This window comes from Luteibacter rhizovicinus DSM 16549 (assembly GCF_001887595.1).
Classification (GTDB): Bacteria; Pseudomonadota; Gammaproteobacteria; order Xanthomonadales; family Rhodanobacteraceae; genus Luteibacter; species Luteibacter rhizovicinus.
Map to the genome: position 1 here is coordinate 2,199,936 of NZ_CP017480.1, position 20,191 is coordinate 2,220,126.

16 protein-coding genes are annotated in these 20,191 nt (G+C 65.8%); 13 read left to right on the top strand and 3 right to left on the bottom strand.

Translation table 11 applies throughout. The features are described 5' to 3' along the window. Positions 1-114: 114 nt before the first annotated feature. The gene (locus tag BJI69_RS09895) at positions 115-5,757 is read right to left on the bottom strand and encodes an autotransporter-associated beta strand repeat-containing protein (RefSeq protein WP_046968056.1); all 5,643 of its coding nucleotides are present in this window, start codon (positions 5,755-5,757) and stop codon (positions 115-117) included. Between the two features lie 401 nt (positions 5,758-6,158). On the opposite strand from BJI69_RS09895, the gene gmk reads away from it, so the two are divergent. Genes gmk through BJI69_RS09925 form a run of 6 tightly spaced genes read left to right on the top strand, consistent with a single transcriptional unit; the run spans position 6,159 to position 10,292 of the window. Further along, positions 6,159-6,776 (top strand): guanylate kinase, encoded by a 618-nt coding sequence (gene gmk, locus BJI69_RS09900; RefSeq protein WP_046968055.1) that lies wholly within the window; start codon positions 6,159-6,161, stop codon positions 6,774-6,776. Then, a complete protein-coding gene (locus BJI69_RS09905) occupies positions 6,773-7,585 on the top strand; it encodes an ABC transporter ATP-binding protein (RefSeq protein WP_046968054.1) in 813 nt (270 codons plus the stop codon). Before gmk ends, BJI69_RS09905 begins: the two co-directional genes overlap by 4 nt. Beyond that, positions 7,582-8,352 (top strand): lipid asymmetry maintenance ABC transporter permease subunit MlaE, encoded by a 771-nt coding sequence (gene mlaE, locus BJI69_RS09910; RefSeq protein WP_046968053.1) that lies wholly within the window; start codon positions 7,582-7,584, stop codon positions 8,350-8,352. Before BJI69_RS09905 ends, mlaE begins: the two co-directional genes overlap by 4 nt. Before the next feature lie 58 nt (positions 8,353-8,410). Then, complete coding sequence (mlaD, locus tag BJI69_RS09915) at positions 8,411-9,286, top strand: outer membrane lipid asymmetry maintenance protein MlaD (RefSeq protein WP_046968052.1); 876 nt, start codon at positions 8,411-8,413, stop codon at positions 9,284-9,286. Between the two features lie 23 nt (positions 9,287-9,309). Then, complete coding sequence (locus BJI69_RS09920) at positions 9,310-9,999, top strand: MlaC/ttg2D family ABC transporter substrate-binding protein (RefSeq protein ID WP_046968051.1); 690 nt, start codon at positions 9,310-9,312, stop codon at positions 9,997-9,999. Beyond that, on the top strand, positions 9,996-10,292 hold the full coding sequence (locus BJI69_RS09925; RefSeq protein WP_046968050.1) for an STAS domain-containing protein: 297 nt from the start codon (positions 9,996-9,998) through the stop codon (positions 10,290-10,292). Before BJI69_RS09920 ends, BJI69_RS09925 begins: the two co-directional genes overlap by 4 nt. Before the next feature lie 146 nt (positions 10,293-10,438). Here BJI69_RS09925 and BJI69_RS09930 read toward each other — a convergent pair whose 3' ends face one another. Next, entirely contained in the window at positions 10,439-11,266 is an 828-nt protein-coding gene (locus BJI69_RS09930; RefSeq protein WP_046968049.1) for an MlaA family lipoprotein, read from the bottom strand. A gap of 176 nt (positions 11,267-11,442) precedes the next feature. On the opposite strand from BJI69_RS09930, the gene rpoZ reads away from it, so the two are divergent. The 4 genes from rpoZ to recG all read left to right on the top strand — a co-directional run bounded on the left by rpoZ (position 11,443) and on the right by recG (position 16,572). After that, positions 11,443-11,733, top strand: coding sequence for a DNA-directed RNA polymerase subunit omega (gene rpoZ, locus BJI69_RS09935; RefSeq protein ID WP_046968048.1), 291 nt, complete (start codon positions 11,443-11,445; stop codon positions 11,731-11,733). Between the two features lie 111 nt (positions 11,734-11,844). Then, on the top strand, positions 11,845-14,028 hold the full coding sequence (locus BJI69_RS09940; protein WP_046968047.1) for a RelA/SpoT family protein: 2,184 nt from the start codon (positions 11,845-11,847) through the stop codon (positions 14,026-14,028). 30 nt (positions 14,029-14,058) lie between these two features. Continuing rightward, positions 14,059-14,442: a RidA family protein gene (locus BJI69_RS09945; protein WP_046968046.1), complete on the top strand. Its 384-nt coding sequence runs from the start codon at positions 14,059-14,061 to the stop codon at positions 14,440-14,442. Positions 14,443-14,457: 15 nt separating this feature from the next. Further along, entirely contained in the window at positions 14,458-16,572 is a 2,115-nt protein-coding gene (gene recG / locus BJI69_RS09950; protein WP_046968045.1) for an ATP-dependent DNA helicase RecG, read from the top strand. A gap of 141 nt (positions 16,573-16,713) precedes the next feature. On the opposite strand, the gene BJI69_RS09955 is transcribed toward recG, so the two are convergent. Continuing rightward, positions 16,714-17,688 (bottom strand): mitochondrial fission ELM1 family protein, encoded by a 975-nt coding sequence (locus BJI69_RS09955; protein ID WP_046968044.1) that lies wholly within the window; start codon positions 17,686-17,688, stop codon positions 16,714-16,716. A 115-nt stretch (positions 17,689-17,803) separates the two neighbouring features. On the opposite strand from BJI69_RS09955, the gene BJI69_RS09960 reads away from it, so the two are divergent. From BJI69_RS09960 to BJI69_RS09970, 3 genes are all read left to right on the top strand, one after another. Continuing rightward, positions 17,804-18,397 carry a malonic semialdehyde reductase gene (locus tag BJI69_RS09960; protein WP_046968043.1) on the top strand — a complete coding sequence of 198 codons (594 nt, stop codon included), beginning with the start codon at positions 17,804-17,806 and terminating at the stop codon, positions 18,395-18,397. 69 nt (positions 18,398-18,466) lie between these two features. After that, positions 18,467-19,060, top strand: a complete 594-nt coding sequence (locus tag BJI69_RS09965; protein WP_046968042.1) for a YceI family protein — start codon at positions 18,467-18,469, stop codon at positions 19,058-19,060. A gap of 891 nt (positions 19,061-19,951) precedes the next feature. Next, the gene (locus BJI69_RS09970; protein ID WP_046979305.1) at positions 19,952-20,158 is read left to right on the top strand and encodes a zinc-finger domain-containing protein; all 207 of its coding nucleotides are present in this window, start codon (positions 19,952-19,954) and stop codon (positions 20,156-20,158) included. Positions 20,159-20,191 lie beyond the last annotated feature (33 nt).

Below are 20,191 nucleotides of genomic sequence, written 5' to 3' on the forward strand. Positions count from 1 at the left end.
ACCGAAGGCTCTGCGCCTCACCCCTCCACGCAATGAGTCCGCCGGAAAGCGACGAAGAGCCAAAAGAAAAGCCCGCCGAAGCGGGCTTTTCCCTTGCTAACCGGATGCGTTGCCTCAGAAGGCGACGCGCACACCGGCAGTCACACCGTAGGCCGTCCGACCCGAACCCTGTTCGGCGGTGAGGCCGCCGTAGAGGTACGTGTTGTGGGCAAGACGCATGGTGCCGTTCGCATTGAACTGCACGAAACCGCGACCGGCGTCCGGTGCCTTGGTCTCGAACTGTTCGCCGGCGAGCTGGGCGCGCACCGTCGGATCGAGCAGCTTGCCGGAATCCACACCACCGGCGACGCCGACGCGCCAGGTCAGCTCGGAGGCGAGCGGATCGTTCGCCTTCGAGCCGGCGGTCACGCCGACCAGGGCACGGGTGCCGGTCACGGACAGCTTGTCGAGCGACAGCGCCGCTGGCGACGTGCCCGTTTCGTTCACCGCATCGCGTTCCACCTTCTGCCAGATCACACCGGCATACGGCTCGACGCGCAGGCCACCGGCATCCAGCGGAAGGCGCGCCGTGAGGCTGGCCATCGTGTCATGACCGTCCGTACGCGTCTCGAGCGAGCCGTTGCCGAACGGATCCATGCGACGGCTCGACCAATCGTCCGAGCCGTAGGACACGACACCGTCGACAATGATGGCGCCGGCCTTCTGCTGGGCGTAGATCAGGCCCGCGTTGCCGCGGATCGTGCCCTGGCCACCGGTGGCGATGATGTTGCTTTCGCCATGCGACGCGCCCACGCCGATCACCGTGGCGTCGTTCGCGAAGACGTCGACACCCGCCGTGACATGACTGGTGCTGGCGTTGTAGCCGGAGCCCTGGTTATCGGCGACAAAACGCTGGCCGTCCTGCGTCACGTTCGCCCAGACCTTGTTGGCCGGATTGGTGGTGTCGGTGCCCAGGTGGTCGAAGGCATCGCGGTTGAGCGCCAGACCCATGCCGCGTGCCGCGGCGGCCTGATCGGCGTGCACTTCGCCGGCCATCGCCTTGACGGTGTCCGCGATGCGACCGGTATCGAGCGCACCGATGGCATTGACGACAGCGGTATAGGCCGCGCCGTTGCCGGCGATCTGCGCATCCACCGCGCGGTCCAGTGCACCGGCCAGGGCCAGCGTATTGCGCGTGGCACCCGTGCCGAGGAACTCGCTATAGGCCTTCGGCACGACGCGCAGGTCGATGCTGTTGCTGTTGGCAAGGTTGTAGAAGGCCAGGAAGCGCGTGTTGGCCGGCAGGCCGACGCTCGGCTGGTCGAGGCTGCTGAAGCGGCCGACGATGCCACCTTCGGCGGTGACGATACGGTAGGTATCGCCCAGCGTCGGCATGAACGTATTGCTCGCGTCACCGGTGATGCCGCGAAGCAGCGGTGCCAGCGTGCCGTTGGCGATGAACTGATGACCGGCGCCGATCACGAGCAGTCGGGAGTAGTTGCCTGCACCCGTGCCGGTACCCTTGCCATCGATGTCGGCTTCGAAGGTGCTGCCTGCATTCATCGTCACCGTGCCGTTGACGGTGAGCGTGCCCGGTGAGTTACCCGGTGCCAGGCGGCCCGTCACGTTGACCGGACCGTTGATGACGCCGACGCCGCGCAGCGTGCCGATCGCGTCGACATTCACGAAGCTGCTGTTGAGCGTGCCGTTGGCGCGAAGAATACCGTTCTGCACGCAGGTGCCCTGGTCGAGCGACGCCTTGCCGGTGAGGCTCAGTGCACCGGCGCCGCTCTTGATGAAGCAGCCCGAGGCGCCACTGGTGTTGATGTCGCCCGACAGCACGGTGGTGGTGCCGGCAGAGACATTCACGCCCGAGTTGCCGCTGACCAGCACCGTCTGGCCCGTGCCGAGGGTCGCATAGGTCTGCAGCGTGCCACCTTGCAGGATGATATCGCCGGTACCCAGCGACGAACCGCTGTCGATGCGGATGGTGCCGCCGTTGACCAGCGTGCCACCGGTGAAGCTGTTGTTGCCGCTGACGATCAGCGTGCCGCCACCGAGCTTGGTCAGCGTGCCATTGCCGGAGATGCTTCCCGTCTGGCTGAGCGTGGCGCCGGCGTCCGTGGTGATCGAGCCGCCACCGTTGTCGACGACGATGTTGCGCGCGGTCGTGATGCTCGAGGTCACCGTCAGGTTGCCGCCGTTGAGCGTGACGGCATTGGCGGCATCGCCGAGGTTGGCGTCGCTGGCGATGCTCAGCGTGCCGCCGTTGATCACGGTGCCACCGGTGTAGGTGTTGTTGCCCGAGAGCACCAGCGTGCCTTCGTTTACGGTCGTGCCACCGGTGTGCGATGCGACGCCAGTGATCGAGAGCGTGCCTGCGCCGTCCTTGACCAGGCCGCCGTTGCCGACGATCGTGCCGGCGGCGGTAAACGAGGTGCCGGCGTCGTTGACGAGCGTGGCATTGCCGGCGAGGTTGAGCGTGCGCTGGGTGACGATACTGCCGGTGGTGTGCAACGAGCCACCGTTGAAGGTCAGTGCGGACGTCGACGCGCCGAGATTGGTGTCGGACGCGATCTGCAGCGTGCCGGCGTCGATCGTGGTCGCACCCGTGTACGTGTTGTCGCCGCTGAGGATCAGGGTGCCGTCACCGTTCTTGCTGACGCCGCCATGGCCGGACACCGTGCCCGACGTCGCGAAGCTCGCACCGGCATCCGTCGCGATGACCGCATCGGCGTTCAGCGTGAGGGCGCGCGTGCCGCTCACATCGCCGGTGGCGTGGAGCGTGCCGCCGTTGAAGACCAGGGCGTCGGATGTATTGCCGAGGTTGGCGTCGCTGGCGACCTGCAGCGTGCCGCCATTGAGCGTCGTGCCGCCGGTGTAGCCGTTGTTGCCCGCCAGCACCAGCGTGCCGTCGTTGATCGTGGTGCCGCCCGTGTGCGATGCCGTGCCGTCGATCTCGAGCGTGCCGCTGCCGTTCTTGACCAGGCCGCCATTGCCGCCGACGTTGCCGGTCGTGGCGAACGTGGTGCCCTGATCGATGGCGAAGTCGCCGCCGCTCAACGTGACGTTGCGCGCCGACGCGACATCGCCCGTCGTGTGCAGCGTGCCGCCGGCGAGAGTGATGGCGCCGGATGCGGCACCGAGCGCCGCATCGTTACCGATCTGCACCATGCCGCCATTGACCAGCGTGCCGCCGGTATAGGTGTTGTTGCCACCGAGGACGAGCGTGCCGTTGCCCGACGCCACGAGACCGCCATTGCCCTGCACCGTGCCGTTGACCGCGAACGTCTTCCCGCTGTCGACGACGAGGTCGGCGTTAGAGCCGGCGTTCGTGTCGACCGTGCGTGCCGTCGTGGTATCGCCGGTCACGTGCAGCTGACCGCCCTCGAAGACGACGTGGTTGCCGGCATCGCCGAGATTGGTGTCATTGGCGATCTGAAGCGTGCCGCCGTTGAGCGTATTGGCGCCGTGGTAGCTGTTGTTGCCCGACAGAGCCAGCGTGCCGTCGTTGACCGTTACGCCGCCGATCTGGCTGAGCGTGCCGGACATCGCCAGCGTGCCTTCGCCATTCTTGATCAGGCCACCGGCACCGTTGACGGCGCCCGAGGTGCTGAAGGTGGTTCCTGCGTCGACATCGACGCCGCCCACGCCGCCCGTGGTGACGGCGCGCGTGCTGGTGATGTCGGCGGTGGAGTGCAGGGTGCCGCCGAACAAGCCGATGGCACCGCTCGCCGCGCCGAGGTTGGCGTCGGAAGAAATCTGCAGGACGCCATCATTGATCGCGGTGCCGCCGGTGTAGGTATTCGTACCGGCAAGGACGATCGTGCCGGCGCCCTGCGTATTCAGCGTGCCGCTGCCCGATACAACGCCCGTCGAGGTGAGGGTGTTGCCCGTGCTGGCACCGAGGCTGCTGCCGGCGCTACCGACAGTCACGTCGCGCGCCGTCGTGAAGCTTCCGGTCGCGACGAGCGCGCCGCCGTCGAGATCGACCTGGTTCGCGGAGGCGCCGAGGTTGTTGTCGCGCGAGACCACGACGGTCGCGCCGGTGTTGATGGTCGTGTCACCGGTGTAGGTATTGGTGCCACCCAGGGCGAGCGTGCCGCCGTTCGCGGTCACGCCGCCAGCCTGCGAGGCGACGCCGTTGACGACCAGGGTGCCGTCACCGTTCTTGATCAGTCCACCGGTACCACTGACGCTTCCGGTCGAGGTCAGCTGCTGACCGGCGTCCACGGCGATGGCGCCGCCAGCCACGTGGATGTCGCGTGCCGTGCTACCGGTACCGCTCGCTTCGAGCGTGCCGCCGTTGAGGGTCAGGCTGCCCGCCGCGTTGCCGAGGTTGGCATCGCTGGAGAAGGCAAGCGTGCCGTCGTTGACGGTCGTGCCGCCGCTGTAGGTGTTGCTGCCCGTCAGGACCTGCGTGCTGCTGCCGTTCTTGATCAGACCGCCGGTACCGGAAAGCACGCCGCCGTACGTGGTCGAAGCGCCGTTGCCGTTGAGGGTCAGCGTCGTGCCTTCGAGATCGACATTGCCTGCGCCAGCGAGGCCCGCCACGGTCTGCGTGGCGTTGTTCATCGTGACGGCCGAGCCGGTGTCGACGTTCAGCACGCCGGTACCGAGCTTCCCGTTGCTGGCGATGATCAGGTCGCCCCCGGCGACATGCGTGTCACCGGTGTAGGTGTTCGCACCAGACAGCGTGAGTGTGCCGGTACCGGTCTTGGTCAGCGAGCCGGTGCCCGAGATGACATTGCCGACGTTGCTGTTGTACGTCTGCAGGTCGAGCGTGCCGCCGCCCGCGCCGAGCGTCACGTTGCGACCGCTGTTGAGATCGAAACCGGCGCCCCACTGTAGTGCGCCGCCGTTGAACTTGAGATCGTTGCTGGTATCGCCCAGCGCAGCGTCCGAAAGGACGTTGATGGCGCCGCCGTTGAGATCGATTTCACCGACCGAGGTGTTGTCGCCGCGCAGGTTGAGCGTGCCTTCGCCCTGCTTGATGAGGGCGCCGCGCCCGTCCATCTCGCCGGTCAGCGTGAGGTCGTGGCCGTTGGTGTCGAACGTGCCGTTGTTGTTCGTGATGCTGACCATCTGGCTCATGGTGCCGTCGGCGGTGTTCTTCACCATGCCGCCGTCCATGATCAGCGGGTCGATCGCATAGGTCTGGTCGACGACCTGGCCGGCCACCACGTGCGGTGCCGTGCTGAGGTCGGCATTGATGATCGTGATCGTGCTGGAGAGGATCACGTTGTCGATCGGTGCCCAGACCTGGGTCGGGTTGGCGATGGGGATATAGGTGAAGGTGTAGGTACCGTGCACCAGGTTATTGAAGGTCACGCCCTGCCAGTTCGCGATCACCTGGTTCGGCGTACCGATGAGCTTGGTGCCGTCCGAGAAGAAGTTCGTGTCGCCGTCGACCAGCCCTGCGGGCTTGGTCCCGGTCAGGATGTTGAACGAGACGGTCTGGTTGAAGCCGGCCGTCGAGGTGAGGTGCAGCGAGCCTTCCGTGTACGTCGCTTCGTCGGACAGATGGTAGGTGCCGTAGTAGAACGACAGCGAGTTGTTGCCCGAATTCGTGTAACCGATGGACGTCGTGTGCGCGAAGGCGCCGGTGGTCCCGGCCAGGGCGAGCATCACGCCGGCCGCCAGGCGGCCCTTGGTGGTCGCGATCATGGAGGCGCCGCCGATGGAGCGTGCGCCCTTGGCGCGCGAACGGCAGAGTTCAGAGGCGACCACGAACTGGTTAAGTGCGCGATTCCAGACGATCCGAAAAACTCTATTCAAAACGGCGATTTCCTGAATTTTGGGTGCGACAGGCCGTCGCGGCTCCCCTTGAGCCACGTTGGATTTAGACGGTTGGATGCCAATGAGGCGGGTCCCCCTGTACGAGGAAGCGATAGAGCAAATGCTGTGCCAACGACCGTGAGACGCGAATTCGGATAAATGTGAAGAAAATAAGACGGCGCATATCAGAACTGCGAACTTGTGCACAGATTTCATCTGTGACGACGTGTAGCGACACTTCCGGACACGACCTGTCACATAGCGTCACCTCCGAACGCGATGGCCCAGCTACCCACCGCGGCTGAAGCCCCGGCGAAAGCCGGGAGAGGGCAGAATTTCGCTACAATCTCGTTTTGCCCGGTTCCCGGAGAGGTCATGCACTCCCTACGAGACATCCACGAATGATCGACGGCACGCTGTTCGTGGTCGCCGCGCCTTCGGGAGCCGGAAAATCCACGCTGGTCAATGCCTTGCTCGAGCGTGAGCCGGACATCTCGCTGTCCATTTCGCATACGACGCGACCACCGCGCGTGGGCGAGCAGTACGGACGCCACTACTTCTTCGTGGAGCGCGTCGATTTCGAGGCCGAGATCGCCGACGGCATCTTCCTCGAGCATGCCGAGGTCCACGGCAACCTCTATGGCACCTCGCGTACCGTGGTCGAAAGCAAGCTCTGCGAGGGTGCCGACGTGCTCCTCGAGATCGACTGGCAGGGCGCGCGCCAGGTCCGCAAGGGCAAGCCCGATTGCGTGAGTGTCTTCATCCTGCCGCCCTCGCGCGTGGAGCTGGAGCGCCGCCTGCGCGGCCGCGGCTCGGACGCGCCCGAGGTGATCGAGCGCCGCCTGTTCAATTCGCGCGAGGAAATCGCCCACGCGCATGAGTTCGACTACATCATCGTCAACGACCGCTTCGAGGACGCCCTGGCGGACCTCCAGGCGATCGTTCGCGCCGTCCGCCAGCGCACGCCTGCGTCGGCTCGCCGCCACGAGGCGCTGATCGAGGAGCTTCTCGCACCATGACCGACGACGCCATCGTCCGCGTACGCGGACTGACTACGGTCCTCAACGGCAAGACCATCTTCGACAAGCTCGACCTGGATATCCCACGCGGCAAAGTCACCGCGATCATGGGTCCCAGCGGCACGGGCAAGACCACCTTGCTCAAGCACATCACCGGGCAGATGCGCGGGGATGCGGGCACGATCGAGGTGGACGGCGAGAACGTGCCCTCGCTCAGCCGCGAGAAGCTGTTCGGGCTGCGCGAGCGGATCGGCTACCTTTTCCAGAACTCGGCCCTGCTCACCGACTTCGACGTCTTCGAGAACGTGGCCTTCCCGCTGCGTCAGCACACCGAGCTGCCGGAAGAGCTGATCCGTAACATCGTGCTCAACAAGCTCGAGGCGGTCGGCCTGCGTGGCGCCGCGCGGCTGTCGCCGACCGAGCTGTCCGGCGGCATGGCCCGGCGCGTGGCCCTGGCCCGTGCGATCGTTTTCGATCCCGCATTGATCCTTTACGACGAGCCCTTCGTCGGCCTGGATCCGATCTCGCTCAACCAGGTGCTGCTGCTCATCCGCACGCTCAACCACACCCTCGGCATCACCTCGGTGCTGGTGGCGCACGAGCTGGCCGCGGTGCAGAAAGTGGCCGATCACGTGTACCTCATCGCCAACGGCAAGGTCGTGGCCCAGGGTGCGCCGGCCACGCTGGCCAGCGATGGCTCGCCGTGGACCGCGCAGTTCTTCGGTGGCCAGATCGACGGCCCGGTCCCGTTCCAGTATCCCGCCGGCGATTACGCCACGGCGCTCGGTTTTCCAGGAGGCAAGGCATGACGACGGCAAGCAATGACAATGTCGTCGTTCGCAGCCTCAGCCAGATCGGTGCCTGCGGCATCTTCCTGCTGACGATTCTCGCGGCGATCCCGCGCAGCTTCCGCCACGGTCGCGAGACGATCCGGCAGATCTGGTTCGTCGGCGCGATGAGCCTGACCATCGTGATGACCTGCGGCCTGTTCGTCGGCATGGTGCTCGGGCTGCAGCTGTACGACGTACTTTCGATCTTCGGCGGCACCTCGGCCACCGGTACGGTGGTCGCGATCGCGATCTACCGCGAACTCGGGCCGGTGGTGACCGCGCTGCTGTTCGCCGGCCGCGCCGGTACCTCGGTCACGGCCGAGATCGGCCTGATGCGCGCGACCGACCAGCTCGACGCCATGGAAATGATGGCGGTCGATCCGATCGCCTACGTCATCGCGCCTCGCTTCCTGGCCGGCGTGATCGCCTTGCCCCTGCTCGCGGTGGTGTTCTGTGCCATGGGCGTGTTCGGCGGCCACCTGGTCGGGGTGACCTGGCTCGGCATCGACAACGGCACCTTCTGGTCGAACATGACCGCCACCGTGGATGTCCATAAAGACATCATCGACGGCGTGCTGCTCAAATCCATCGCCTTCGGCATCGTGGTCTCCCTGATCGCGGTGTTCCAGGGCTACACCACGCCGCCCACCAGCGAAGGCGTCGCCTATGCGACGACCCGCACGGTGGTCGCTTCGTCCATCGCCATCCTGGCGCTGGACTTCGTCCTCACCTCGTTCCTGATCTGAGGCACCGGAGACCCGCCATGACTGTCCCTTCCTTCTTTACCCGTTCGAGGATCGCGCCGTGACCCAGAGACGTTCCTATGCCTTCGGCACCGGCCTGTTCATCGTGCTGGGCTTTGCCGCCCTCGCTTACCTGGCCACCCAGACCACCTCGGTCGCCAATGCCAGCCAGGGCTCCAGCTACACGGTGGAGACCCACTTCGCCAATATCGGCCAGCTGAAGAACCGCGCCCCGGTGAAGATCGCCGGCGTGCGTGTCGGTTCGGTGCAGGCGATCGAGCTCGTTCCCGGCAAGGAAGAGGCCAAGGTCACCCTGTCGATCGACGACCGGCACAAGGACATCCCCCAGGATTCCGTGGCCACGATCTTCACCAGCGGCCTGCTCGGCGACCAGTACGTCGGCATCCAGTTCGGCCAGTCGAAGACCCCGGTGAAGGAGGGCGGCGAGATCGGCCTGACCCGTCCGGCCCAGCAGCTGGAGGAGATGATCGGCAAGTTCTTCGGTGGCGGCAGCGCCCCGGATCGCCTGGGCGGTACCTTCCATGTCACCGGTAACTTCACCAACGTCGGCGCCCTGCAGCCGGGCGCGGCGGTGAAGATGGCCGGTGTGCCGATCGGCAGCGTCGATTCGGTCACGATCAAGCCGGGCAGCAGCGAAGCCACCGTGACCCTTGCGATCGACAAGCGCTACTCCCAGATACCGGATGATTCGGCCGGTGCGGTGTTCACAAGCGGTTTGATCGGCAGCCAGTATGTTGCGATCCAGCCGGGCGGCTCGCCGACCTTCCTCGCGGAAGGCGACCAGCTGATCCTTACGCAGTCCGCACTTCAGCTTGAAGACCTGATCGGCAAGTTCCTCGTGAACGGTTCGCCGAGCGACAACAAATCCGGTGGCGCCCAGGGCGGCACCACACCCGATAACTCCGGCAAGAAATAAGGCCGGAACCCAGGAGACATCGCATGTTGCGTCAGCTTTCCCTTGCCATCGCCCTCGCCGTCGGTGGCGTCATCGCCGCTCCCGCGTTCGCCCAGGCGCCCGCGCCGGCGGCCGTCGCCCAGGGTGCCACCCCCCAGCAGATCGTGCAGACGATTTCGGATGACCTGGCCAAGGCCATCGAAGGCCACCAGGCCGAGCTCAAGAACGATCACGAAAAGCTGATCGCGGTGATCGACGACACCTTCCTGCCGCACTTCGATATCGACTACGCGTCGATCCTGGTGCTCGGCCAGAACGCCAGCAAGGCCTCGCCGGAGCAGCGTCAGCGCTTCGCCAAGGCGTTCTACAACTCGATCACGCACCGGTATGCCGAGGGCCTGCTCAACTACACCCGCGGCCGCGTGAAGGTCCTGCCGTTCACCGACGACCTCAACAACAAGCGCACCGTGGTGCGTACGCAGGTCATGCTCGACGACGGCAAGTCGGTCTCGGTCGACTATGCGTTCCGCAAGAGCTCCAGCGGCGACTGGAAGGCATATGACGTGATCATCGAGGGCATCTCGTACATCACCAACTACCGCAACCAGGTCGACGCCGAGATCAAGAAGGAAGGCCTCGACAAGCTGACCGCCGATCTCGAATCGAAGGGCGGCGCGGCTATCGACGATATCCAGAAGGATACCGGTGGTGCCAAGGGCGGCGCGCAGAAGTGAGTTCGTCGTCGTTCTCGCTGACGACCACGGTGCCGGGCAGCCTCGCGCTGTCCGGTGACCTGACGTTCGCCACGGCGGCGCAAGCTCTGGAATCTGCCCGTGCTGAACTGGATCGCAGTGGCCAGACCACGCTCGATCTGGGCGGCGTGACCCATGCGGATAGCGCCGGCCTCGCCACGCTGCTGGCGTTGCTGGCCCACGCCCGCACCCGGGGCAAGACGCTTGCCGTCACGCACACGCCCGAAGGCCTTCAGGCCCTTGCTCGCGTTTCCGGTGTAGAAAACCTGCTGTAAGTAATGTGGGAGCCGCTTCAGCGGCGATGTGGGAGCCGATTTATCGGCGATCCCGCGGTAGCGGGCCAGGTCAAGGCAAGCACCCATCGCCGCTGAAGCGGCTCCCACAGTAAGAAAAAAGCCCCGCTGGTAGCGGGGCTTTTTTCTTACTCGGGCTTTTCGCCGTTCTGGCGTTCCCAGGTGTGCTGCTCGTCGAGCAACTTGTCGGGATCGAAGCCCTGGTTATCGTTCAGGCCCTGCATCTGCTCGATGACCTCGGCCGGCGGGTTGCCGTCGTAGATCTGGTACAGGCGCTGCTGGCGGTAGGCGTCACGCATGAACACGTACGGATCGTAGGCCGAGGCGAGGAAGCTCTCCGCGTCGATGCCGCGCGAGCGCAGGGTCACCAGGTAGAGGGCCGACGGGATGTACTCCTGGCCATACTTGTAGCTGTGGTTGCGCGAGTAGTAGCTGAGCGGATCGAAGAAGTAGCTGTCGACCGGCAGGCGCCAGACATCGCGGACCGTGGTCGGACCGACCAGCGGCAGCACGAGGTAGTCACCCTCGGGGACGCCCCAGCGAGCCAGGGTCACACCGAAGTCGTTGTCTTCCAGCGGAATGCCGAGGAGGCTGGCCGGATCCTTGAAGCCGAGGAAACCGATCGTCAGGTTCACGACGAAGCGGCTGGTCGACTGCAGGGCCTGCTTCGGACGGGCCTGGAGCAGGTCGTTGGCCACCGTGATCGGCAGTCGGATATTGGTATAGAAGTCGCTCACCGCCGTGCGCACCGCCGGGGTGGTCACTTTCCGGTAGCCGACAGCGACGGGGCGGATGACCGCCTTGTCGAGCTTGTCGTTGAAAGCGTACATGTTCCGGTTGAAATGTTCGTTCGGGTCGTCCGTGCGCGGCGGTGCGATATGGCACGCGGCAAGCAGGGCGGTGGCGAACGCGGCCAGCGCAGGCCTGGCGATCCGGGAAATCAGGTTGGGGTGCATCGGGGCGACTTTGCGGGTGGGGCGATACTTTAGTGTACCGCTTGGTTTTATTATTTGCACTAATACCCGTCCGTCCTGGCCAGAACCGCGCATGATACCCCTCCCCTGATTGCCAGCCAACCGGCCGGACCGCTAAACTGCACGACCAGAAGTGTCTTAATTGTCAAGGATTTGAAATGGCCCGTATTACCGTCGAAGACTGCCTAGAGGTAGTCGACAACCGCTTTGAGCTGGTGCTCATGGCGACCAAGCGTGCCCGTCAGCTCTCCAAGGGCGCCGAGCCGACCATCGATCCCGCCAACGACAAGCCGACCGTGCTGGCCCTGCGCGAGATCGCCGACCGTCGCGTCAACGACGAGATGATCGACGAAATCGACCGTGCCGCCCGCGAGCGTGCCGAGCGTGAAGCCCTCGAGTGGGCCGCCACGGAAGTGGACGACGACCTCTCGAAGGGTGGGGATGACTGATGACACCGGGTCGCTGTCGGCCCTGTCATAAACGTAACACTGCGCAGGTTGACGCGCGGCTGTTGAGGCCGCGCGCGGGAGGCTGCGCCGGCTAAGGCGCGAGACCCTCCCATGGAAGTCGTCCCTGCGAAAAAACTGACCGATGTGGTCGATGATGGCTCGGTGCCTCCCTATGTGCAGGCGCTGGAAGATCGTGTGGGCGCCTATCTGCCCCGGGAACAGGTGCTGCGCATTCGTCGCGCCTTCCTGATCGGCGCCGCCGCCCACGACGGACAGACGCGCAAATCGGGTGAGCCCTACATCACGCATCCCGTGGCCGTGGCGCAGGTACTGGCCGAGCTCGGCCTGGATGCCGAAACGATCATCGCGGCAATCCTGCACGACACCCTCGAAGACACCAAGCTGGCGCGTGACGAACTCGCCGGCGAGTTCGGCGAGACCGTCGCCGAGCTGGTCGACGGCGTCACCAAGCTGGACAAGATGCGTTTTTCCAGCCGCCAGGAAGCGGATGCCGAGAGCTTCCGGAAGATGCTGCTGGCGATGGCGCGCGACCTGCGCGTCATCCTGATCAAGTTGTCCGACCGCCTGCACAACATGCGTACGCTCGGTGCGAAAGACGGCGAGTCGCGTCGCCGCATCGCCCGTGAAACGCTCGAGATCTACGCGCCGATCGCCCAGCGCCTGGGCATGAACAAGTTCAAGGCCGAGTTGCAGGACCTCGGCTTCAAGGCGCTGTATCCGGATCGCCATCGCATCATCGGCGAGCGCATCCGCGCCGCGCTGGGCAATCGCCGCGAGGCGATGGCCAAGATCGAGATGGCGCTGGAAGGGCGCCTTGCCGCCGAGAAGATTCCCGGGCGCGCGGTGAGCCGGATCAAGTCGGCCTGGAGCATCTATTCGAAGATGCGCGGCGAGCACAAGTCGTTCGCGCAGCTGATGGATGTCTACGGCTTCCGCGTCATCACCGATTCGGCGATGCACTGCTACATGGCGCTCGGTGCCGTGCACGGCCTGTACAAGCCGGTGGATGCCCGCTTCAAGGATTTCATCGCCATTCCCAAGGGCAATGGCTACCAGTCGCTGCACACCGTGCTGCTCGGCCCCTTCGGCGCGCCGATCGAGATCCAGATCCGTACGTCGGAAATGGAATCCGTGGCCGAGCGCGGCGTCGCGGCGCACTGGGCATACAAGTCGGACTCGGGCCCCGCGAACAGTGCACAGGCACGCGCCCGCGAATGGCTTTCCGCGTTGGCCGACAGCCAGGCCAATACGCCGTCCGCGGCCGAGTTCCTCGAAAACGTCAAGATCGACCTGTTCCCGGACGAGGTCTACCTGTTTACGCCGCGCGGCGAGATCTTCTCGCTGCCGCGCAATGCCACGGCGTTGGACTTTGCGTATGCCGTGCATACCGACGTGGGCGACCATGCGGTAGCCGCACGTGTGGACAAGAAGCTGGTACCGCTGCGTACGCGCCTGATTTCCGGCCAGCAGGTGGAGATCATCACCGCGCCGTCCGCCGTGCCGAACCCGGCCTGGCTGGAAGCGGTCGTCACCGGCAAGGCGCGCACGGCGATCCGCCAGTACCTCAAGCATCTGCAGCACGAGGACGCGGTGGATTTCGGTCACCGCATGCTCGATCGCGCCCTCGACGCGCGCGGCCTGAGCCTCGACTCGGTGCCGGCCGCCGCGCTGGATCGTTTCCTCGACGACGCCAAGCTCAAGCGCCTCGAGGAGCTCCTCTCGGAGATCGCCCTCGGCAACCGTTTCGCCGACCAGGTCGCCACGCAACTCGTCGCCTTGCTCGGGCCGCGCGAGGGGAGTCATCCGCAAGCGCCGCCGGAGCACAACGCCGAGAAGATCCGCATCAGTGGTGCGGAGCGCGGCGTGCTCAGCTTCGGCAACTGCTGTCATCCGCTGCCGGGCGACGAGATCGTCGGCTTCCTGTCGTCGGGCAAGGGCATCGTCGTCCATCGTGTCGAATGCCCGAACGTGGTCGAGTTCCGCAAGACACCCGAGCGCATCGTCGCCATCGAGTGGGATCGCGACGTCCAGGGCGACTACCGCGCCGAGCTCCGCATCGAAGTCCTCAATCGTCCGGGTGTACTCGCCACCGTGGCGGCGGCCATCGCCGATGCCGGCTCGAACATCGAGAACGTCGAGTACATCGAGCGCGACAGCACGGCCGCGACGCTGCTCTTCGCCATCGAGGTGAAGGATCGCAAGCACCTGGCCGACGTGATGCGTCGTGTCCGGCGCACCGGCGTGGTCAGCGGCGTCTACCGCCACCCGTTGTAGACTCAGGGGATCAATCCCCGAGGACGCCCCATGACCCGCAGCACCATCGCCACCGAGAAGGCACCGTCGGCCATCGGCCCATATTCCCAGGCGGTTCGCGCCGGTAACACGGTGTATTTCTCGGGCCAGATCCCGCTCGATCCCGCCACCGGCAATCTTGTCGAGGGCGATATCACCCTGCAGACGCGCCGCGTGTTCGACAACCTCGTCGCCGTGGCCGAAGCCGCGGGCGGCAAGCTGGCGGATATCGTCCGCGTGGGTATCTACGTAACGGACCTGGGCAACTTCGCTGCTGTGAACGCGGTGATGGCCGAGTACTTCCAGCAGCCGTATCCGGCACGCTCGACCATCGAAGTCTCGGGCCTGCCCAAGGGCGCCCAGGTCGAAGTCGACGCGATCCTCGTCCTGCCGTAATTCACGGCACGCTCCGTGGCCCGAAGCGCAGCGACCACGCCGGTAGCCCCGCCGGCGGATCCCGGACGCGCACCGCTGACGACACTCGGCGGTGTCGGGCCCGCGCTCGCCGACACGCTGGGCAAGCTCGGCCTGCGCGAGGTGCAGGACCTCTGGTTCCACCTTCCTCTGCGCTACGAAGACCGGACCACGGTCGTACCCATCGGCGACCTGCGTCCGGGCGACCGCGCGCAGGTGGAAGGGATCGTCGAGCACGTGGAGCGCGGCTTCCGCTTTCGTCCCCAGCTGAAGGTGATCATCGGCGACGATTCCGGCCGGCCCTTGCTGCTGCGCTTCTTCCACTTCCGCAAAGCACAGGTGGACCTGCTCGCCAAGGGCACACGCCTGCTTTGCTTTGGCGAAGTGCGACAGGGGCCGCAAGGCCTGGAGATCGTCCATCCGCAATACCAGCGCATCGAACCGGACGAAGCGGTGCTTGTCGACGAGCGCCTGACGCCGGTCTATCCGACCACCGAAGGGCTTGGCCCGCGTCGCCTCGCCAGCGTGATCTCGCGCGCCCTTGCGCATCTGCCCACCGACGACCGGCTGGAACTGATCCCTGACGAGATCGGCCGGCCCATGGGCCTGACCTCGCTGCGCAACGCCTTGCTTCATGTGCACCGTCCGCCGCCCGACGTCGACCTGCGGCAGCTGGGCGAAGGCACGCACCCGGCACAGCAGCGCCTCGCATTCGAAGAACTGCTCACCCAGCATCTCACCTTGCGGCGCATGCGTGCCGCGGTGAAGAAGCGCAAGTCGCCCGCGCTGAAGAGCGCCGGTACCTTGCGCGACCGGCTGTTGGCGGCACTGCCGTTTGCGCTCACGAAAGCGCAGGCGCGCGTCTCGAAGGAAGTCGCCCGCGATCTCGCACGCGCGCACCCGATGTTGCGTCTGGTCCAGGGCGACGTGGGTAGCGGCAAGACCGTGGTTGCCGCGCTCGCCGCGCTGGCCGCGATCGAGAGCGGATATCAGGTCGCCCTGATGGCGCCGACCGAACTGCTCGCCGAACAGCACCTGCGCAACTTCCGCGCCTGGCTGGAGCCGCTCGGCCTGGAAGTGGAGTGGCTCGCCGGTAAGGTGCAGGGCAAGGCGCGCAAGAGTGCGCTCGCTCGCGCGGCGGGCGGTGCGCACGTGCTGGTGGGAACGCATGCGCTCATGCAGGAAGGCGTCAGCTTCGCGAAGCTGGGCCTGGTCATCGTCGACGAGCAGCACCGCTTCGGCGTGCACCAGCGCCTGGCGCTGCGCGACAAGGGCGCCGAGGGTGATCTCATTCCGCACCAGCTGGTGCTCACCGCGACGCCGATTCCGCGCACGCTGGCGATGAGCGCGTACGCGGATCTCGACGTGTCGTCGATCGATGAGCTGCCGCCCGGCCGCACGCCCGTGCAGACCGTCGCCATCTCCAACGAGCGCCGCTACGACGTCATGGAGCGCATCCATGCGGCCTGCACCGAAGGGCGGCAGGTGTACTGGGTCTGCACGTTGATCGAAGAGTCCGAGCAGCTCAACGCGCAGGCGGCGGAAGTCGCGCATGCCGAGCTGACGATCGCCTTGCCCGACCTCGCCGTCGGCCTGATCCACGGCCGCATGAAGCCGAAGGAAAAGCAGGCGGTGATGGATGCGTTCAAGGCCGGCGATATCGCCGTGCTCGTCGCGACCACGGTGATCGAGGTGGGCGTGGACGTGCCCAACGCCAGCCTCATGGTGATCGAGAACAGCGAGCGCCTCGGCCTGGCGCAGTTGCACCAGTTGCGCGGTCGCGTGGGCCGCGGTGCCATCGCTTCCAATTGCGTGTTGCTCTACCAGATGCCTTTGTCGCGGCTGGCTCGCGAGCGCCTGCAGGTAATGCGTGAGACCAATGACGGGTTCCGCATCGCGGAGAAGGATCTGGAACTACGTGGCCCGGGTGAAGTGCTCGGCACGCGCCAGACCGGCCAGCTGCAGTTCCGCATCGCCGACCTCACGCGCGACGGGCACCTGATGCCGGAAGTGCAGCGGGTGGCCGAAGCGATGATGAAAAATCATCCGGGTCGCTGCGAGCGCCTCATCGCCCGCTGGGTCGGCGACGCCGCCCGCTACGTCGATGCATAAAGAGCCGATTTATCGGCAATAAATACATGTAGGAGCCGAGTCATCGGCGAATAGTAAATAAACCCGCTGCGCAGCAGCGCCCCCCCCCAGGTTGCTGGCCTCAGTCCCACCCGAAGGAAGAGCTCGCCGATGAATCGGCTCCTACAGGAGCGTAGGCTCGTCCAGGCCGAGGTGTCTTCGCACCTCGTTGGCAATCGCCGTGGTTTCGCGCAGTGGTGTCTGTGTGGATGCGGTGGTTGCATCGATGTCGTGCAGCAGCCCCGCCGAGCGTAGCTCCTGATGGAACCGTGCCAGCTTCTCCGGCAGCGGCTTCGACACGAACGTATGCACCGGTCGCCCCGTCGCGCAGGCCTCGGACAGCATGTTCACCGAGTCCGGCGTGACCACGAGCCGGTCGGCCCAACCGAGAATGCCGGGGTAGGGGTTGGCGCCGTCCGTGCTGTCGGTCCACACGACACCTGGCAGGCCCGCCAACGCATCGCGAATGCGAGTCCGCTGCGCCTCCGGTGTCCGCCGGGACGCAGCTACCAGGACCGAGCCACCATCCGCCCGATGCCGAGCCTTGACGGCCGCGAGGAAGGCGTCCGCCGCATCGTCGTCGAATGGCGTGCCGCGCCGGGCGCCGCCGATCAACACACCGAGCCGCGGCGACGGCAGGTCCGCGAACGGCGCGAACGCATCGCGTCCGTCGGCGAGCCAGGCGTCGTCGATGGGATGCAGTGAGCCTAGTGGATTGAGTACATTCTCACCGCGGAGGGCATCGTGCTTCGGCGCGATCACCAGGTCCCAGTGCGCCGGATCGATCCGTGGGTCGAGCAACTGCACCGCCAATGTCTTGCCGTTCGACCATTGGCGGATCTGTCGCGTCGCCCAGGCCGCACTGCGACCGCAGCCGATGACCAGGCTTGGCCAGGGTGGCTGCAGGCTCTCATCGTCGCGGCCCAGTGCCATGCGCGAACCCGGCAACTGGCGGGGTGCGAACCACGACCACGGGGCGCGCAGCTCGACCACGATCTCGCGAATGGACGGCGTGAGGGCCTCGGCGAGGGCCAGCGCTTGCCTCCGATTGCCGGCCGCCCCGTCTGTCACGACCCAGCAGGCATCCTGGGGCAGCATTGTTGTCGAATTTGCCACAGTACGTTCCCTGGCCGACCGGTCACGGACCGGCTTATGACGCTTACACTGTCGGGATGCCGGGGCCCCGGCGATCCATCACTGTACAAGGATATCCATGAGCGCTCCGTTGTCCGATGCTTCGCTTGACCAGCTCTTCCTGACCGCCCGCACCTATAACGCGTGGCAGCCGAAGGACGTCAGCGACGAGCAGATCCGCCGCTTGTACGAGCTCGCCAAGTTCGGCCCCACCGCGGCCAACTCCTCGCCCATGCGCATCGTCTTCGTGAAGTCGCCGGACGCCAAGCAGCGCCTCAAGCCGTATCTCTCCGAGAGCAACGCCGAGAAGACGATGCAGGCGCCGGTCACCGCCATCGTCGCCACCGATTACGCCTTCTATGAAAAGCTGCCGCAGCTGTTCCCGCACGCCGATGCGCGTAGCTGGTTCGTCGGCAACGAAGCGCTGGTCCAGGCGTCCGGTACGCGCAACGGCTCGCTGCAGGGCGCCTACCTGATCATGGCGGCCCGCGCGCTTGGCCTCGACTGCGGCCCGATGTCCGGTTTCGACCAGGCCGGCGTGGACGCCGAGTTCTTCGCCGGTACCCAGATCAAGTCCAACTTCCTGATCAACATCGGCTACGGCGATCCGGACACCAATCTTTTCGGTCGACTGCCGCGTCTTTCCTTCGACGAAGCGGCACAAATAGCCTGACCCATTCCCGCGGTGACCACCCGGTCCCGCTGCCATCAGCAGTACCCAACCCACTGCAGGAGATTCACCATGCGCGCTCTCCGTTACGTCGCCCTCGCGGGCCTGCTCGCCACCGCCGGCACCGCTGCCGCCGCTCCGGTCACCTACAAGCTGGACCCGGGCCACACCATGGTCCTGTTCAGCTGGAACCACTTCGGTTTCTCCAACCCGACCGCCAACCTCGGCCAGGTCGACGGCACCCTCGTCTACGACGAAGCCGCCCCGACCAAGTCCACCGTCGAAGCGACCCTGCCGCTCGCCGGCCTCGACACCTTCGTGCCGAAGCTCGACGAGCACCTGAAGTCGGCCGATTTCCTCGACGCCGCCAAGTTCCCGACCGTCACCTTCAAGAGCACCAAGGTCACCTCGGCCGGTAAGGACAAGCTCAAGGTCGTCGGCGACCTCACCGTGCACGGCGTCACCAAGCCGGTCACCCTCGACGTCACCGTCAACAAGGTCGGCCCGCACCCGATGATGAAGGTCCAGACCGCCGGCTTCGACGCCACGGCCACGATCAAGCGCTCGGATTTCGGCGTCGGCGCTTACGTGCCGAACGTCTCCGACGAGATCAAGATCCGCATCACCACCGAAGCGCACGACGCCTCGGCTGCCGACAAGAAGTAAGCAGGTACCACGGCCTCACGGCCTCGAACCCGCGCCGGCAGCGGCGCGGGTTTTTTTTGTTGGTTCGTCGCGCATTACCGCGGGGTGCGTGTGGTGCCCTGTGCGCTGGCTCGGCTTCGCCGTCGCCGTCGCTACGTACACTTGGGCGTTGCGCGCAGGAGACCTTGGTGCCCACCCTCGCTGCTCAGACAGGTCCTCCGCGTTCGAAAAGGAAAGGCCGCTGACGCGGCCCGTGTACCTATCTGGCCTACGGCCGCTCCACTTGTGCGGAACTCGCCTCGAGGGCGGACACCAAGGTCTCTCACGACGATACGGTTAGCTCGACGGCGAGCCGGCAGGACGGTTGCGGTCGCCGAAGCGGGCCGTTACGGCAGTCGTACTGGGTACGTAGTCCGGCTCGGTGACGCCTTCCTCGCCGCGGCGCTGCCCTTGCGCGAATGATCGCGACCGACGCGCCGGGTCGACCGTTTGGCGATGGCGACGAGCGAGCAGCCAAAGCGGCGTTGCTTCGTCGGCTCGACCCGCACAAACCTCAAGGATGGGAAGAGTCTTCGGTGTCCACCCTCGAGGCGAGTTCCGCACAAGTGCAGCGGCCGCAGGCCAAATAGGCACACGGGCCGCGTTAGCGGCCTTTCCGCTACGGAACGCGGAGGACCTGTCTGAGCAGCGAGGGTGGACACCGAAGGCTCTTTGCCTCAAGCCCCCCAGCGAGGGTGGGCACCGAAGGCTCTTTGCCTCAAGCCCCCCAGCGAGGGTGGGCACCGAAGGCTCTTTGCCTCAAGCCCCCAGCGAGGGTGGCTACCCGTGCCGGCGCCGATTCCACCAAGAGGGAATTGCGTTTTTTGCTACCATCGCAGACCCCAGTTCCACGGCCTAGTCCGGAGTTTCCCCATGCATGCCAATCCCGCGGCCGCCAAGCTGATCCCGGCCAACGCCGAGAACCGTTACGAAGTCACCAAGGCGGACCTCCCGCTGTCCTGCCCGATGCCCGGCATGTACCTGTGGAACTCGCATCCGAAGGTCTACCTGCCCATCGTCGACGATGGCGGCACCTCCAAGTGCCCCTATTGCGGCGCCAATTACGTGTTGAAAGACTGAACGGCCCCGCGCGGGCATGTTTCCTGCATTGCC